The 14799-nt window shown below is 66.3% G+C and carries 17 protein-coding genes; 10 read left to right on the plus strand and 7 right to left on the minus strand.

What is annotated here, in order from left to right:
• Positions 1-7: 7 nt before the first annotated feature.
• On the plus strand, positions 8-1009 hold the full coding sequence (locus ACW179_RS01775; protein WP_492062363.1) for a sodium-dependent bicarbonate transport family permease: 1002 nt from the start codon (positions 8-10) through the stop codon (positions 1007-1009).
• Between the two features lie 16 nt (positions 1010-1025).
• Here the strand turns inward: ACW179_RS01775 and ACW179_RS01780 are convergent, their stop codons facing one another.
• The 4 genes from ACW179_RS01780 to ACW179_RS01795 form a co-directional block, all read right to left on the minus strand.
• Entirely contained in the window at positions 1026-1787 is a 762-nt protein-coding gene (locus ACW179_RS01780) for a pseudouridine synthase (RefSeq protein WP_492062365.1), read from the minus strand.
• A complete protein-coding gene (gene prfA, locus ACW179_RS01785; RefSeq protein ID WP_492062367.1) occupies positions 1787-2857 on the minus strand; it encodes a peptide chain release factor 1 in 1071 nt (356 codons plus the stop codon). The genes ACW179_RS01780 and prfA overlap by 1 nt, the downstream gene beginning before the upstream one ends.
• An 81-nt stretch (positions 2858-2938) precedes the next feature.
• Positions 2939-3367 carry a DUF2141 domain-containing protein gene (locus tag ACW179_RS01790; RefSeq protein ID WP_492062369.1) on the minus strand — a complete coding sequence of 143 codons (429 nt, stop codon included), beginning with the start codon at positions 3365-3367 and terminating at the stop codon, positions 2939-2941.
• 144 nt (positions 3368-3511) lie between these two features.
• Positions 3512-4150 carry a glutathione S-transferase family protein gene (locus ACW179_RS01795; RefSeq protein ID WP_492062371.1) on the minus strand — a complete coding sequence of 213 codons (639 nt, stop codon included), beginning with the start codon at positions 4148-4150 and terminating at the stop codon, positions 3512-3514.
• A 104-nt stretch (positions 4151-4254) separates the two neighbouring features.
• Here ACW179_RS01795 and ACW179_RS01800 point away from each other — a divergent pair, with 104 nt between their 5' ends.
• Positions 4255-5946 (plus strand): acyl-CoA dehydrogenase family protein, encoded by a 1692-nt coding sequence (locus ACW179_RS01800; RefSeq protein WP_492062373.1) that lies wholly within the window; start codon positions 4255-4257, stop codon positions 5944-5946.
• 254 nt (positions 5947-6200) lie between these two features.
• Complete coding sequence (locus ACW179_RS01805) at positions 6201-7808, plus strand: serine hydrolase (RefSeq protein WP_492062375.1); 1608 nt, start codon at positions 6201-6203, stop codon at positions 7806-7808.
• Positions 7809-7914: 106 nt separating this feature from the next.
• Here ACW179_RS01805 and ACW179_RS01810 read toward each other — a convergent pair whose 3' ends face one another.
• The 3 genes from ACW179_RS01810 to ACW179_RS01820 form a co-directional block, all read right to left on the minus strand.
• The gene (locus ACW179_RS01810; protein WP_492062377.1) at positions 7915-8523 is read right to left on the minus strand and encodes a TetR/AcrR family transcriptional regulator; all 609 of its coding nucleotides are present in this window, start codon (positions 8521-8523) and stop codon (positions 7915-7917) included.
• 72 nt (positions 8524-8595) lie between these two features.
• Complete coding sequence (locus tag ACW179_RS01815) at positions 8596-9243, minus strand: TetR/AcrR family transcriptional regulator (RefSeq protein ID WP_492062379.1); 648 nt, start codon at positions 9241-9243, stop codon at positions 8596-8598.
• Positions 9240-9461: a CC0731 family SpdR-regulated protein gene (locus ACW179_RS01820; RefSeq protein WP_492062381.1), complete on the minus strand. Its 222-nt coding sequence runs from the start codon at positions 9459-9461 to the stop codon at positions 9240-9242. The genes ACW179_RS01815 and ACW179_RS01820 overlap by 4 nt, the downstream gene beginning before the upstream one ends.
• Before the next feature lie 313 nt (positions 9462-9774).
• Between ACW179_RS01820 and ACW179_RS01825 the strand changes: the two genes are divergently transcribed.
• The 7 genes from ACW179_RS01825 to ACW179_RS01855 all read left to right on the plus strand — a co-directional run bounded on the left by ACW179_RS01825 (position 9775) and on the right by ACW179_RS01855 (position 14788).
• Positions 9775-9972 carry a twin transmembrane helix small protein gene (locus ACW179_RS01825; RefSeq protein ID WP_492064239.1) on the plus strand — a complete coding sequence of 66 codons (198 nt, stop codon included), beginning with the start codon at positions 9775-9777 and terminating at the stop codon, positions 9970-9972.
• 26 nt (positions 9973-9998) lie between these two features.
• A complete protein-coding gene (locus tag ACW179_RS01830; RefSeq protein ID WP_492062383.1) occupies positions 9999-10577 on the plus strand; it encodes a cob(I)yrinic acid a,c-diamide adenosyltransferase in 579 nt (192 codons plus the stop codon).
• 70 nt (positions 10578-10647) lie between these two features.
• A complete protein-coding gene (locus ACW179_RS01835; RefSeq protein WP_492062385.1) occupies positions 10648-11118 on the plus strand; it encodes an SRPBCC family protein in 471 nt (156 codons plus the stop codon).
• Positions 11115-11576 carry an iron-sulfur cluster assembly scaffold protein gene (locus ACW179_RS01840; protein ID WP_492062387.1) on the plus strand — a complete coding sequence of 154 codons (462 nt, stop codon included), beginning with the start codon at positions 11115-11117 and terminating at the stop codon, positions 11574-11576. Before ACW179_RS01835 ends, ACW179_RS01840 begins: the two co-directional genes overlap by 4 nt.
• Positions 11577-11628: 52 nt before the next feature.
• Positions 11629-11883: a membrane protein insertion efficiency factor YidD gene (yidD, locus tag ACW179_RS01845; RefSeq protein ID WP_492062389.1), complete on the plus strand. Its 255-nt coding sequence runs from the start codon at positions 11629-11631 to the stop codon at positions 11881-11883.
• Positions 11880-13862, plus strand: a complete 1983-nt coding sequence (thrS, locus tag ACW179_RS01850; RefSeq protein WP_492062391.1) for a threonine--tRNA ligase — start codon at positions 11880-11882, stop codon at positions 13860-13862. Before yidD ends, thrS begins: the two co-directional genes overlap by 4 nt.
• Positions 13862-14788 carry a glycosyltransferase family 2 protein gene (locus ACW179_RS01855; protein WP_492062393.1) on the plus strand — a complete coding sequence of 309 codons (927 nt, stop codon included), beginning with the start codon at positions 13862-13864 and terminating at the stop codon, positions 14786-14788. The genes thrS and ACW179_RS01855 overlap by 1 nt, the downstream gene beginning before the upstream one ends.
• Positions 14789-14799 lie beyond the last annotated feature (11 nt).

Consider the following 14799-nt stretch of genomic DNA (forward strand, 5'->3'; position numbering starts at 1 on the left):
GCCTTGAGTGGATATCCTGAGTGAGACCCTTGCCGCCGCCAGCGGCAATCTGCTGCAGCCGGCTGTGCTGTTTTTCGCCCTTGGCCTGGCCGCGGCGCTCGCCCGCTCCGACCTGGCCCTGCCCCGCGACGCCGCCCGGACCCTTTCGCTGATCCTGATGCTGTGCATCGGCTTCAAGGGCGGGGTCGAGGCGCGGGCCCACGGTCTGGACGCCGGATTTCTCAAGGCTGCAGGTCTTGGCCTCGCCCTCAGCGCTCTTATGCCCCTGCCCGCCTACTGGTTTCTGCGACGGGCCGGCCTGAGCAGCCTGACCGCCGCCGCGACAGCCGCCCATTATGGCTCTGTATCCGTGGTGACCTTCGCGGCCGCCCAAAGCTATCTGAACTCGGTCGGACTGGCGCCGGGCGGCTATATGTCGGCGGTCCTGGCCCTGATGGAGACGCCGGCCCTGCTCACCGCCATCGCCATTGCAGCCTTTGCGGATCGCCAGTCGGCTGACCGCGCGCCGGTCGGCAAGCTGGCGCATGAGGTGCTGTTGAACGCGGCCAGCGTCATCCTGATCGGCAGCTTCCTGATCGGCCTGCTGACCGGGCCCTCGGGCGGGGCCAGGCTGGCGATCTTCTCCGGCCCGGTCTTCCAGGGTCTGTTGTGCCTGTTTCTGCTGGATCTGGGCGTCAAGGCCGGGCGGCAATTGCTGTCGGTCAAGGGCGTGACCCTGCCGGTCCTGGCCATGGGCTTTTTGCTCCCGCTCCTGGGCGCAGCAACAGCCCTGGGCCTGGGACACCTTGCCGGCCTCAAAGCCGGCGACCTGGCGGCGCTGGCGGTGCTGGCCGGTTCGGCCTCCTATATCGCCGCACCCGCCGCCATGAGCCTGGCCCTGCCCAAGGCCGACGCCGGGGTCTATCTGACCCTGTCGCTGGGCGTGACCTTCCCGTTCAACCTGACCCTGGGCATTCCCCTCTATGCCCTGGCCGCCACGGCCCTGAGCGCGCAGGGGAGCCTTTTCTGACGGGCTGTGAAGGGGTTTACCCCGCGATCAGGGCCGCGCGCTCGGCGGGGGTGATGTGCCGCCAGCTGCCCTCGGGCATGTCGCCCAGGGTCAGAGACCCGACGCGAACCCGGAACAGGTCGACGACCTTCAGCTCCAGCAGCTCGCACATCCGGCGGATCTGACGGTTGCGGCCTTCCTGCAGGGTGATGCTGAAGCGCTGGTCGGAGATCATCTCCACCCGGGCTGGGCGCAGTTCGCGGCCATCAAGCTCAAGGCCAAAGCGCAGCAGTTCCAGCTTTTCCTCGGTGATCTCACCCATCACCGCGACGCGGTATTCCTTTTCCAGCTCTGACTGCGGGCCGATCACGGCCTTGGCCACCACACCGTCTTCCGACAGCAGCAGCAGGCCGCGCGAGTCCTTGTCGAGGCGTCCGATCGGCGGCAGCAGGTCGCCGCTGCCGGGGATCGGGCCATCACCGCGCCACAGATTGGCGCGGGTCAGCAGGCGGGCGGCCGGCACCTCCCCGGCTTCCGGCTGAGCGGACACAAAGCCGACCGGCTTGTGGATCAGCACCGTCAGGCTGGCGTCGAGCTTGGCGGTGGCGCGGTCGGCCAGCACGAGCGTCTGGCCCGGCAGGATCTTGCGACCCACGTCCTCCACAACCGCACCGTCGATGGACACCAGGCCGTCGGCGATCAGGGCCTCGGCCTCGCGGCGCGAACACACCCCGGCCTGGGCCAGCCACTTGTTGACCCGCTGGGGCTCGCCCTCGTCATAGGTGCGGGAAAAGGCCATCAGTTGTAGCCGTCTTCCAGGGTGGCCAGACGCGCGGCCTGGTCCTCGGCGATCAGCGGCTTGATGACGTCGTCCAGGGCCTCGCCCTCCATCACCTTGCCCAGATTATAGAGCGTCAGGTTGATGCGGTGATCGGTCACCCGGCCCTGCGGGAAGTTGTAGGTGCGGATGCGTTCGGAGCGGTCGCCGCTGCCCACCTGGCCCTTGCGCGCGTCGGAGCGGGCGGTGTCGAGGGCCTCGCGCTGCATGTCGTAAAGGCGCGCCTTCAGGTTCTTCATCGCCCGGGCGCGGTTCTGGTGCTGCGACTTTTCCGACGAGGTCACCACCACGCCCGTGGGCAAGTGGGTGATGCGGACGGCGGAGTCGGTCTTGTTGACGTGCTGACCACCGGCCCCCGACGAGCGGTAGGTGTCGATGCGGATGTCGCTTTCGTTGATCTCGATCTCGACATCCTCGACCTCGGGCAGCACCGCGACGGTGGCGGCCGAGGTGTGGATGCGGCCCTGGGCTTCGGTGGCCGGCACGCGCTGCACACGGTGCACGCCGCTCTCGAACTTCCAGCGACCAAACACGCCGTCTCCGGTGACCGAGGCGATGATTTCCTTGTAGCCGCCCATTTCGCCTTCCGAGACGCTGTCGATCTCGACCTTCCAGCCCTGCAGCGTAGCGTAGCGCTGGTACATGCGGAACAGATCGCCGGCGAACAGGGCCGCTTCGTCGCCCCCTGTGCCAGCCCGCACTTCAAGGATGGCCGAGGCGTTCTCGTCCTTGTCCTTGGGGGCCAGCATCAGGGCCAGGTCATGTTCGAGGGCGGGCAGCTTTTCGTCGAGGGCGGCGATCTCGTCGCGGACCATGGCGGCCATTTCCGGGTCGCCGGCCATCTCGTCCAGCTCGGCGCGCTCGGCGGCCAGCTTGGCCAGGGTCTGCACCGCCTCGGCCACCGGGCGCAGTTCGGCGTGCTCCTTGGAGAGCTTGACGATCTCGGCCCCGTCGCTGGCGGCACCCATCCGGGCCTCCACTTCGCGGAAACGGTCAAGAACCTGGTCGAGTCGGGCCTGGGGCAGTCGCAAGGGCAGTGTCACATGTTTGAGAGGGCGCGGGCGGTCTCTGTACCGCCCGCGCGCCTCGACGTCACCCCGGCGTGAAAACGTCTACTTCGGATAGGTCAGGGTTTCGGTGATGTTCGCATCGCCGCTGACCGAGATCTTGACCTGATCGAAGCTCGGCACGCCCTTCAGGGGCGAGGCGCTGGACATCGACCAGCCCTCGACCGGCTTGCCGTCGGCGCCGTTGGTCATGCTCCAGCTGCTGTCGGCATCGTGCAGGACCGAGACAGCATAGTCGCCAGGCGGAACGTTCGGCAGCTTGACCTTCAGCTGGCCGCTGGCAGCACCGTCCAGAACCACGCCGGCGGTCTGGGCAGGCTGCATGAACTGATCGCGGCTTTGCACGGTGACCAGGATCTTGCCGCCCCGCGGCTGAACGCCGTCCAGGGTGAGGTTGATGGTTCCGGCGCTGGCGGCGCTGCCGGCCAGGGTGGTGACGATGAGGGCGGCGGTGGCCGCGATGAGGCGTTGCATGATGATGGGCTCCCTACGGCTCGATTGCCGGTAGAGAACTTTTAAATTCAAAGTACGTGGTTTAGCAAATTACAATGGAGTCATGGTGAGGCTGTCCGCGCCACGTCCTGTGACGGCGCACAGGACGTGGCGCGGAGGCTGACGTCAGGCACCCAGGGCGTAGGGGCCGCTCTTGTCCAGCGCCGCCGTCCAGGCGGGACGGGCGTGCATGCGTTCGATCCAGGCGGCCATGTGCGGATAGTCGGCCAGCTTGCCCATCGCCTTGGCGACCTCGGGAACGAAGCTCATCTGGATGTCGGCCCCGCTCAACGCGTCGCCGACGAAGAAATCGCGGCCCGCCAGGCTGTCATTGACGAAGGCCAGATGGTTGGCGATCTCGGACTGGATGCGCGGATGCAGCGGGGCACCCGCCTCGCCCAGACGGCCGACATACATGTTGAGCATCAGGGGCAGCATGGCCGAGCCCTCGGCATAGTGCAGCCACTGCTGATACCGGTCATAGTCAGCCGACGCCGGATCGGGGGCCAGACGGCCCTCACCGTGGCGACGGATGACATAGTCGATGATCGCGCCGGACTCGATCACGGTCAGGTCGCCTTCTGGGGTCTTGTCCACGATGACCGGCGACTTGCCCAGCGGATGCACGTCGGTCAGCGACGGCGGAGCCAGGCGGGTCTGCTTGTCGCGAGTGTGCAGGACGAGGTCGTAGGGCAGGCCCAACTCCTCCAGCAACCACAGGATGCGCTGCGACCGGGATTCGTTGAGGTGGTGAACGACCAGCATGTTTCTTCCCTTTTTTGCGCCCTTTGCTGCACTGCGGCATTGCTCGCAGATGCGAAAAGGGTCAGGATAAAAGAAAACAACTGTTTGGCGCAGGGGAGCAAGCTATGACCGACACGGTCGCACAGGAAAACACCTCGATCATTCTGCCGGGCCTGACGGGCCTGCTGCGCGACGCAGCCACGGCGGCACAGGCCTTCGTCAGCAAGGTGCATCCGCTGGTCAAGGCGAAGATCGCCGGCCCGACGGGCAAGGTTGATCGTACACTGGCCGATCTGGAACAGCACGCCGTGCACGGCTTTGGCTGGTATGCCGCCTATGCCGAGCTGCTCAACCAGGTCGCCGGCTGGGCCGAACGCCTTGAGGCCAGTGGCCGGTTCACCGAGATCGAGGCCCTGCTCGCTCAGCTGCTCTTTTCGGAATACTGCACCCAGATGGTCGGCGGCATCGCCATGAACCAGGGCGAAGTGATCCGTCCCGTCGACCTGACCGACGATCGCGGCGTAATGAACCTGCTGTTCGCCCCGCCCCTCGTCACCCTGATGACCAAGGGCGGCGGCCAGGCCGTGAAGAGCGCGATCGCCAAGCGTCTGGCCGAGGCGCGCGGCCGCCCCACCCTGGAAAATACCGGGCTGGACGAAACCTTCGAGATGATCCGCGACCAGTTCCACGCTTTCGCCGAGGAAAAGGTCACGCCCTTCGCCCACCAATGGCACCTGAAGGACGAGCTGATCCCGCTGGAGCTGGTGGAAGAGCTGGGCGCCCTGGGCGTGTTTGGCCTGACCATCCCCGAGGAATACGGCGGCAGCGGCATGGGCAAGACCGCCATGTGCGTGGTCTCCGAAGAGCTGTCGCGCGCCTGGATCGGCGTCGGCTCCCTGGCCACCCGTTCGGAAATCGCCGGCGAGCTGATCCTGACCGGCGGCACTGAAGCGCAGAAGCAGTACTGGCTGCCCAAGATCGCCAGCGCCGAGATCCTGCCCACGGCCGTCTTCACCGAGCCCAATACCGGCAGCGACCTGGGCGCCCTGCGCACTCGCGGCGTGCTGGACGGCGAGCAGTATGTCGTTACCGGCAACAAGACCTGGATCACCCACGCCTCGCGCGCTGACGTGATGACCCTGCTGGTCCGCACCGATCCGGCCACCACCGACTATCGCGGCCTGTCGATGCTGCTGGCCCCCAAGCCGCGCGCCACCGACCAGCAGGACTTCCCCGCCGACGGCATGAGCGGCGGCGAGATCGGCGTGATCGGCTATCGCGGCATGAAGGAATATGAGCTCGCCTTCGACGGCTTCACCGTGCCCAAGGAAAACCTGCTGGGCGGGGTTGAGGGCCAGGGCTTCAAGCAGCTGATGGCCACCTTCGAAAGCGCCCGCATCCAGACCGCCGCCCGCGCCGTGGGCGTGGCCCAGTCGGCGCTGGAGGTGGGCCTGTCCTACGCCCTGGACCGCAAGCAGTTTGGTCAGGCGATCTTCGAATTTCCCCGCGTGGCCAACAAGCTGGCGATGATGGCGGCCGAGATCATGGGCGTGCGCCAGCTGACCTATTTCGCCGCCGCCCAGAAGGACGAGGACAAGCGCTGCGACATCGAGGCCGGCATGGCCAAGCTGATCGCCGCCCGCGTGGCCTGGGCCGCCGCCGACAACGCCCTGCAGATCCACGGCGGCAACGGCTTTGCGACCGAATACGCCATCAGCCGCATCCTGGCCGACGCCCGCATCCTCAACATCTTCGAGGGCGCCGGCGAGATCCAGGCCCAGGTGATCGCGCGACGCCTGCTGGACGGCGGGAATTAGGTCTTAGCGCCAAAGACAGCTGTCATCCCGGACGAGCGCAGAGCGCGAAGATCCGGAACCGTCGCCTGAGCGCCGTGCTTGTGGCGGTCCCGGATCGGCGCCCGGCTTTCGCCAGGCTTGTCCGGGATGACAGCTGCTTTTCGTTGTTATGCTGGTGCGGTTGCCCCACCTGACCGGGATGTCCGGTGACCACTGCCCCTTGCCGCCTCGCCAAGCATCAGCCTAGCCTGCGTCCCTCACGCCAGGGACACCCCATGATCGCCACCACCCGCCGCACCGCCCTGATCTCGGCCTTCGCCACCGGAAGCCTGGCGGCCTTCGGCACGTCGGCGAAAGCCCGCGAGACCGGCTCGGTGGCCGCTGCCGTCGATCTCTATGCCCAGCAGGTGATGGCGGCCTTCCCCGACCAGCCGGGCCTGGGGATCACCGTGGTCGAGAACGGCCAGATCACCCTGGCCAAGGGCTATGGCGTCAAGCGGCTGGGCGCGCCGGCTCGCTGTGACGAAAACACCATCTTCGGCATCGCGTCGAACACCAAGGCCATGACGGCGGCGGCCCTGGCCATGCTGGTCGAGGACGGCAAGGTGGAATGGGATGCGCCCGTCACCCGCTACCTGCCTGATTTCCAGATGAGCGATCCGGTCGTCACCAAGCTGATGACGGTGCGCGACCTGCTGGTGCATCGCAGCGGCCTGACGCTGGGAGCCGGCGACCTGATGATCTGGCCGGCCCCCACCCACAGCCGCGCCGAGATCGTCGCGGGCCTGAAGTATCTGCCGATCGGCGGCCAGTTCCGCGGCGGCTACGCCTATGACAACGTGCTCTACGTGGCCGCCGGCGAGGTTGTGGCGGCTGTCACCGGCAAGCCGTGGGACGACTTCATCCAGACCCGCATCCTCACCCCGCTGGGCATGGGCGACACCGTCACCACGCCCGCCAAGGTCGACAGGTCGCGCCGGGCCGAGCCCCACTGCCGCCTGGGCCCGCCGGTGCGGGGCCTGGGCCCCCAGACGGTTCTGCCTTTCGACGACAGCTTCGCTGCAGCCGCCGCAGCCGGCGGGGTCAATACGACGCCGGCCGACATCGGCAAGTGGATGCAGGTGCAACTGGCCCTGGGCGCCCTGCCGGACGGCAAGCGGCTCTGGAGCGAGGCGACCGCTCGCGAGATGTGGAAGCCGCAGACCATCACCAGCGCCTCTGACGGTCCGACGGCAGAGAACCCGGTGCGGCCGTCCATGCAGGCCTATGCCCTGGGCTGGTTCGTCCAGGACCATCGTGGCGAGCGGCTGCTGTGGCACACCGGCGGGCTGGCGGGCTTCATCTCGTATACGGGCCTGCTGCCGGGACGGAAGTCGGGCATCATGGTCATGACCAATGCCGAGGAGAACCCGGTGTTGCGCGCCCTGCGCTTTGGCGGACCCGACCGCCTGCAAGGCCGCAGCGACTTTGACTGGATCGCCTCCAGCAAGCGGGTGCAGGCGGAAAACGACGCCCAGACGATCAAGGATGCGGCGGCGGCGGTCACTCCCAAAGGCGCGGGGGCCAAGCCGTCCCTGCCCCTGTCGGCCTATGCGGGCGTCTATGCCGACCCCTGGTACGGCACGGTGACGATCAGCCTGTCAGGCAAGGGCAAGCAGCAGGGCCTGAAGGTCTCGTTCGACAAGACGCCCGCCCTTCAGGGCAAGCTGCTGCCGTTCGACGGCGAGACCTTCCAGACGCTGTTCGACGACCGCACCCAGGAAGACGCCTTCTTCACCTTCGACATCAAGGAGGGGGTCGTGGTCTCGGCCCTGGCCAAGGCCGTATCGCCCCTGGCCGACTTCTCGTTCGACTATCATGACCTGCGGCTGACCCGCAGATAGAGCATCGTGCGGAAAAGTGGATGCCGGTTTTCCGCAAAAACGATGCAAAAATAAAAGGTTAGAGCGAAGGGCGAGATTCTTAAATCGCGCATCTTGCTCTAGACTGTCAGCGGGGCCGCCAGCCTTCGGCCATCACGGCAATCTGGCGGTCCATGGCGGCCGACATGGCCAAGGCGTCGCCCGCCCCGCCGCTGGCGGCGGCCAGGCGGTAGTTCCAGGCATAGGCCGCCTTGAGCAGGTCGGTCACGTCCTGAAGTTCCAGGTCCTGGCGCACCTCGCCCTTACGCACGCCCTCCTGCAACACATCGATCAGCATCTGCACCAGGCGCTCGTTGCGGCCATAGGGCGTGACGCCCGGCTCGGCGCTGGGATTGTAGGAGGCGGCGATGTGGGCGAGGAACAGCTTCACCCGGCGCGTCTCGAACGCATAATGGACCGCGAAGATCGAGCACAGGCGATCAACCGTGGAGCCGCGCAGATACGGGACCACCCGGTCGAACTCGGCATAGAGATCGCCCAGTCGATGATTCATCACATGGCTGAGCACCTCGGCCTTGGAGGCAAAGGTCGTGAAGACGCTGCCGACCGAGACCCCCGCCCGTTCCGCTATGGCGCGGATGGTGGTTTCCTCGTAGCCGACGTCGTTGAACAGGTCGCGAGCGGCCTCAAGGACCTTCTCGCGCGTCGCCTGTTTCTGATCATCTCTTACGCCCAAGCCCGTCCCCCTCGAACACGCCAGCGTTGAAAAAATAGTCAGGACGCCCCTCCCTAAGGGGCGTCCCCCTGGTCAGGCGCGGGCGCCTGCGAAAATGACTTTCAGTTGAGCCGAAAGCCGCTCCAGCAGAGCATCCACCGTCCAGGCGTCGAAAACCGCCCGGCGATAATTGGCGACATACACGTCCCAGGTGATTTCAGCCAAGAGCTTTGCGTCGATGTCGCTCTTGAGCTGCCCCTGGTCGATCCCGCGCTGGGTGACTTCACCGACCAGGCGGAAGATGTGCTTGAGATCAGCGCGCGCGCGCCGCTCGGCGGCGTCGTTGCGGGTCCACGACACGGCGATGCTGGCTTGCAGCAGGGGCAGCTGGTCGAGGTGGAAGCTGTAGGCCACGCCAAACAGGCCCAGCAGGGCCGCATCGACGGTCGGCGCCGAGCGGGCGGCCTGGACCATCTGGGCGTAGATCACTTCGTAGTCAGCGGTCAGGATTTCGTCGAACAGTTCGGACTTGTCGGCAAAGCTGGCGAACACCGCACCCGTCGACATGCCGGCGGCCTGGGCGATGTCACGGATCGTGGCGCCTTCATAGCCGCGCTCGGTAAACAGGCGGCGGGCGGCCGACAGGACGCGTTCGCGCGTGCGCTGCTTGGCCAGGGCCCGGCGGGTCAGCTTCAGGGGCGCATCGATCGGCGACTCGATGTTCAGGGATACAAAGCTCATGCGGCGGCCTCCAGGCGAGCGAGGGCCGCCTCGGCGCGCTTCTCGAACTCGGTACAATATTCATCGACGACGTTTTGCAGGACGTCGGCGTAACGACGGGCCAACTGGCGGCCATCCTGCGCGGCGTCGCGCAGGTCGGTGATCAACTGACGGGCTTCCGCCAGGGCGTCTTCGCGTTCGGACGCGGAGAACGGGGCGGCGTGGGCGGCTTGCGCCATGCTGTCTTCTCCTGCCTCCCCGCTAGGGATGAAGCGTTGAACGATCCGCGGTGAGGAGGATGATCATGTTCAACGAACGCGCACTTTAAAAACCGGGAGGCGGGGCATATCGCCCTAGGCAACCGATTGCAAGACATAATCGAAATCGGGAATCACCGAACATCGGCATGGCGTTATCTATGACAGCGCTCGACAATCGTCACTGCGACAAATGCGCTCAACGAACCCGTTCGTCGAATTCGCTCATTGGACGCTGCTCAGCAAATGCGGCACCGCTATGGCAAAGCCCGGCCGCAGCCCCTATCTTCACGACATGGACAGACTGTTCGATTTTCTCGTGCCCGCGGTTCTGCTGGCGGTGCTCTCGGCGCTCGGCATGGGTCTCTATTCCCTGTTTCGGGGCGGAGATTTCGGCCGGTCCTATTCCAACAAGCTGATGCGGCTTCGCGTGGTGTTGCAGTTCGTGGCGATCATCGTGCTGGTGGCTGCATTCTGGTGGCGCACGCGCTGAATTAGAATAACGACGGTCCGCGACCCATGGTCACGCTCAACAAGATCTATACCCGCACCGGCGACGGCGGCTCGACGCGTCTGGCCACGGGAGAGCCGGTCAGCAAGGCTTCGCTGCGTGTCGAGGCCTATGGCGGGGTCGACGAGACCAACGCCTTTCTGGGCGTGGCGCGACAACACACCACGGCTGATCCCGACCTCGACGCCATGCTCGAGCGCATCCAGAATGACCTTTTCGACCTGGGGGCCGATCTGGCCACGCCAGAGCAGCATGAAAAGCCCGCCTGGGAGCCGCTGCGAATCGTCGAAAGCCAGGTCGAACGCCTGGAGCAGGAGATCGACCGCCTGAACGGCGAGCTGTCGGCCCTGACGTCCTTCGTGTTGCCGGCCGGCTCGCCGGCCTCAGCGGCCCTGCACGTGGCCCGCACCGTCTGCCGCCGCGCCGAGCGCTCGGTGGTGCTGCTGGCCCAGACCGAGGGCGAGATCGTCGGCCAGCCGGCCCTGAAATATCTCAATCGCCTCTCGGACCTTCTGTTCGTCGCCTCCCGCTGGGCCAATGACAAGGGCACCGCCGACGTCCTGTGGAAGCCCGGCGCGACGCGATAGCGCCGGACAGGTCCGCCCTTACGAGATTTACGGGTTTAAATCGCCCCGTCGCCAATGCTAGAAACCCGCCATGCAAAGAGCCGTCGAACATCGCATTGGCGTCCGGGCCCCCGCCGAACTGGTCTGGGAGATCGTCTCGGACTTCTCCACCTGGGGCGACTGGAACCCGGTCCACCCGCAGGCCGAAGGGCAGCTGAAGATCGGCACGCCGCTGACGGTGCATCACGCCCTGCCGGGCGAACCGGTGCGGGTGCTGCAGCCCATCGTCAAGGACTGGGTGCCCTACGAGCAGCTCCACTGGCGTTCCAGCCGGCTGGGCGGCTTCGTTACAGCCATCCGCTATATCGAGATCGAAAACATGGGCCCCACGAGCTCGACCTTCTCGAACGGCGAGCTGTTCGTGGGCATGCTGGTACGCTGGGTCAGCCGCGACGAGCGCCGCAAGCTCAAGGCCGCCTATGCCCAGATGGGCGAGGCCCTGCGCGATCACGCCGAGGCCCTCTGGTCGGCCCGTCAGTCCGCGCCCCTCTCAAGCCAATGATCGACGCGCTCTACAGCAGCAAGATCCTGACCCTGGTCGCCAACATCCCGCGCACCGGCCGGCTGGCTGCGCCCGACGGTTCGGCCGAGAAAACCGCCAAGCTGTGCGGCAGCCGGATCACCGTGGATGTAACCCTGGCCGAGGGCCGCGTGGTCGACTTCGCCCAAGATGTCGCCGCCTGCGCCCTGGGCCAGGCCTCGGCCGCGATTCTGGGTGCCAACGTCATCGGCGCCGACCTGGCCGAGATCGAGTTGGCGCGCGACAGCTTGAAGGCTATGCTGAAAACCAACGGTCCGCCTCCTGCGGGCCGGTTTTCGGAGCTCGCCGTGCTGGAGCCGGTCAAGGCCTACCCCGCCCGCCACGCCTCGACGCTTTTGGCGTTCGAAGCGGCGGTCGAGGCTGTCTCCCGCGCCACAGCCGCCGCACAAACGCGAACTAGCAGCGTCGGCGCGGCTTGATCCCGGCTTTTCGCGGGTGCGATAAGCTCCGTGAAGCAATCACTGCGCCGGCATGACTTTTTACGAACGCACCGTCGACCTTGGCCTGCGGGCCTACAAGTTGACGCTCTCGCCTCTCATCGGGCGTCAGTGCCGCTTTCTGCCGAGCTGTTCGGAGTATGCGGCCCAGGCGCTCAAGGATCACGGACCCGCCAAGGGGTCCTGGCTGGCGTTGCGACGGATTTGCCGATGCAATCCGTTAGGAGGATCGGGTTACGACCCGCCTCCGCCGCGCGACCCGCCACGCAAGTGGACATGTGAAGAATGATCGATCTGGTTTTCCCCGACGGCTCCTCCCGCCAGTATCCCGCCGGCTCCAGCGGCCGCGACGTGGCCGCCGCCATCTCCAAGTCGCTGGAGAAGAAGGCGCTGCTGATCAAGATCGACGGCGTTCTGCTGGACCTCGATCGTCCGCTGACCGACGATCTGCTGACCGGCGAGCGCAAGATCGAGATCGTCACGCGTGAGTCGCCTGACGCGCTGGAGGTGATCCGTCACGATACCGCCCACGTGCTGGCCCAGGCGGTGCAGGAGCTGTTCCCCGGCACCCAGGTGACCATCGGCCCCAATGTCGAGGACGGCTTCTATTACGACTTCGCCCGCGACGAGCCGTTCAGCCTGGACGATCTGCCCAAGATCGAAGAGCGCATGCGCCAGATCGTCGACCGCGACGAGAAGATCCGCCGCGAAGAGGTCGACCGCGACGCCGCCATCGCCGATTTCGACGCCATGGGCGAAGCCTACAAGGCCCAGATCATCCGTGACCTGCCGGCCAGCGACACGATCACGGTCTATCACCAGGGCGACAGCTGGAAGGACCTGTGCCGCGGGCCTCACCTGCCATCGACCAAGGCGGTGGGCAAGGCCTTCAAGCTGACCAAGCTGGCCGGTGCCTACTGGCGCGGCGACCAGAACAACGCCCAGCTGCAGCGCATCTATGGCACCTCGTGGGCCTCCGAGGCCGATCTGGCCGCCTATCTGCTGCGCATCGAGGAAGCCGAGAAGCGCGACCACCGCAAGCTGGGTCGCACCATGAACCTCTTCCACCTGCAGGAAGAGGGCAAGGGCATGATCTTCTGGCACCCCAAGGGCTGGACGCTGTATCTGGCGCTGGAGGCCTATATGCGCCGCCGCCTGGACGAGGCCGGCTATCAGGAGGTCAAGACGCCCCAGATCCTGGATCGCAGCCTGTGGGAAAAGTCGGGCCACGCCGAGAAGTTCGGCCACGCCATGTTCATGTGCGAAAGCGCCGAGGGCGAGGTCCTGGCCGTCAAGCCGATGAACTGCCCCGGCCACATCCAGATCTTCAATATCGGCCAGAAGAGCTATCGCGAACTGCCGCTGCGCATGGCTGAGTTCGGCGCCTGCCACCGCTATGAGCCCTCGGGCGCCATGCACGGCATCATGCGGGTGCGGGCCTTCACCCAGGACGACGCCCACATCTTCTGCCGCGAAGAACAGGTGACCGAGGAAAGCGCCCGCTTCATCGAACTGTTGCGCAGCGTCTATAACGACCTTGGTATGCAGCTTCACGACGTGAAGTTCTCGACGCGCCCCGAGTTGCGCGCGGGAACAGACGAGGTCTGGGACAAGGCCGAGCACGCCCTGGCGACAGCGGCGGAAGCGGCCGGCGAGCGGCTGGTCGATCAGCCCGGCGAGGGCGCCTTCTATGGCCCCAAGCTGGAGTTCTCGCTGAAGGACGCCATCGGCCGGGTCTGGCAGTGCGGCACACTGCAGCTTGATTTCGTGCTGCCGGAACGTCTTGATGCGGAGTACGTTGCCGAGGACGGCTCCAAGAAGCGCCCAGTTATGTTGCATCGCGCCATCCTGGGGTCGTTCGAACGCTTCATCGGCATTCTGCTCGAGAATTTTGCGGGCCATCTGCCGCTTTGGTTGGCACCGACCCAGGTTGTGGTGACGACAATCACCTCCGATGCTGACGATTATGCTCGTGAGGTCGTCGCCAGATTGACAAACTTGGGGATGCGCGCGGAGGTCGATCTGCGTAATGAGAAGATCAACTACAAGATTCGCGAGCACAGCCTCGCAAAGGTGCCCGTGATCGCAGTGGTCGGACGCAAGGAAGCAGAGACCGGGCAGGTGGCCCTGCGTCGTCTGGGCGGCGAGGGGCAGAACATCCTGTCGCTCGACGAGGCTGCACGCGTGCTGGTTGCCGAAGCCACGCCGCCTGATCTGGCGCGCGCCCGGGGCCTGAGCCCGGCCGCGCCGGAGGCCGCGCTGGCCTGATGAACAGCATTCTCCCGTCCTTCACGACCCTTGCCGCCGGCGCTCGCCCGGCACGACCGAACATATCGGTCGTCATGGTCGTGTACCGGACGGGAGAGGCGCTGCTCCAGAGCATCAAGCATGTGCTGGACGAGCCGCTGGTCGATGAGTTCGTGATCATCGACAACGGCTCATCGGCGCGCGACGCCGAGATGCTGCGGGCCCTGGGACTGACCGAGCCGCGCGTGATCCTGGAACAGGGCCACGGCAATGTCGGTTTCGCGCGCGGGGCCAATATGGGCGCCCAGACGGCGCGCGGCGAATACATCATCTTCCTCAATCCCGACGCCAACCTGCAGCCGGGCTGCATCGCCGCCCTGGTCACCGCCTTTCGCGGCCAGTCGACCCCCACCGTGGTCGGGGCGCGGGTGATGAACATCGACGGCAGCGAGCAGCGCGGCGGCCGCCGGGGCGAGGTGACGCCGGTCACCACCCTGCTCAGCTTTGGCCACCTGACCCAGCGCTATCCCAAGCTGGCCGGGTTCGAGATCCACCGCGAGCACGAGCCCTTGCCCCGCTCGCCCGTGCCGATGCCGACCATCTCGGGCGCCTGCTTCGCCCTGCGCCGCCGCGACTTCGAGGCGCTGGACGGCTTCGACGAGGGCTATTTCCTGCACGTCGAAGACATCGACCTGTGCTGGCGGGCCCGCCAGGCCGGCGGCCAGGTGATCTTCCAGCCCAAGGCCCAGGTCGTGCATCTGGGCCACACCAGCCTGGAACACCCGGTCAAGGTCGAGTTCCACAAGGGCGTGGGCCTGTCGCGCTACTTCATCAAGCGCGCCGACACCCTGGGGCGCTACGCCATCGCCGTGATCCTGGCCCCGGCCATCCTGCTGATGAGCATCTCGCGGCCCCTGCTGTGGAAGCTGACCGGCCGGCCGATCTAGGGCCGGGCGGC

Source organism: Caulobacter sp. AVps18 (genome assembly GCF_058681425.1).

Excerpts from the sequence above, each read along its gene's own strand:
- ACW179_RS01780 (WP_492062365.1), bottom strand. The coding sequence starts at position 1,787 with ATGGCCTTTTCCCGCACCTATGACGAGGGCGAGCCCCAGCGGGTCAAC.
- ACW179_RS01790 (WP_492062369.1), bottom strand. The coding sequence starts at position 3,367 with ATGCAACGCCTCATCGCGGCCACCGCCGCCCTCATCGTCACCACCCTG.
- ACW179_RS01795 (WP_492062371.1), bottom strand. The coding sequence starts at position 4,150 with ATGCTGGTCGTTCACCACCTCAACGAATCCCGGTCGCAGCGCATCCTG.
- ACW179_RS01800 (WP_492062373.1), top strand. The coding sequence starts at position 4,255 with ATGACCGACACGGTCGCACAGGAAAACACCTCGATCATTCTGCCGGGC.
- ACW179_RS01805 (WP_492062375.1), top strand. The coding sequence starts at position 6,201 with ATGATCGCCACCACCCGCCGCACCGCCCTGATCTCGGCCTTCGCCACC.
- ACW179_RS01815 (WP_492062379.1), bottom strand. The coding sequence starts at position 9,243 with ATGAGCTTTGTATCCCTGAACATCGAGTCGCCGATCGATGCGCCCCTG.
- ACW179_RS01820 (WP_492062381.1), bottom strand. The coding sequence starts at position 9,461 with ATGGCGCAAGCCGCCCACGCCGCCCCGTTCTCCGCGTCCGAACGCGAA.
- ACW179_RS01825 (WP_492064239.1), top strand. The coding sequence starts at position 9,775 with ATGGACAGACTGTTCGATTTTCTCGTGCCCGCGGTTCTGCTGGCGGTG.
- ACW179_RS01830 (WP_492062383.1), top strand. The coding sequence starts at position 9,999 with ATGGTCACGCTCAACAAGATCTATACCCGCACCGGCGACGGCGGCTCG.
- ACW179_RS01835 (WP_492062385.1), top strand. The coding sequence starts at position 10,648 with ATGCAAAGAGCCGTCGAACATCGCATTGGCGTCCGGGCCCCCGCCGAA.
- ACW179_RS01840 (WP_492062387.1), top strand. The coding sequence starts at position 11,115 with ATGATCGACGCGCTCTACAGCAGCAAGATCCTGACCCTGGTCGCCAAC.
- yidD (WP_492062389.1), top strand. The coding sequence starts at position 11,629 with ATGACTTTTTACGAACGCACCGTCGACCTTGGCCTGCGGGCCTACAAG.
- thrS (WP_492062391.1), top strand. The coding sequence starts at position 11,880 with ATGATCGATCTGGTTTTCCCCGACGGCTCCTCCCGCCAGTATCCCGCC.
- ACW179_RS01855 (WP_492062393.1), top strand. The coding sequence starts at position 13,862 with ATGAACAGCATTCTCCCGTCCTTCACGACCCTTGCCGCCGGCGCTCGC.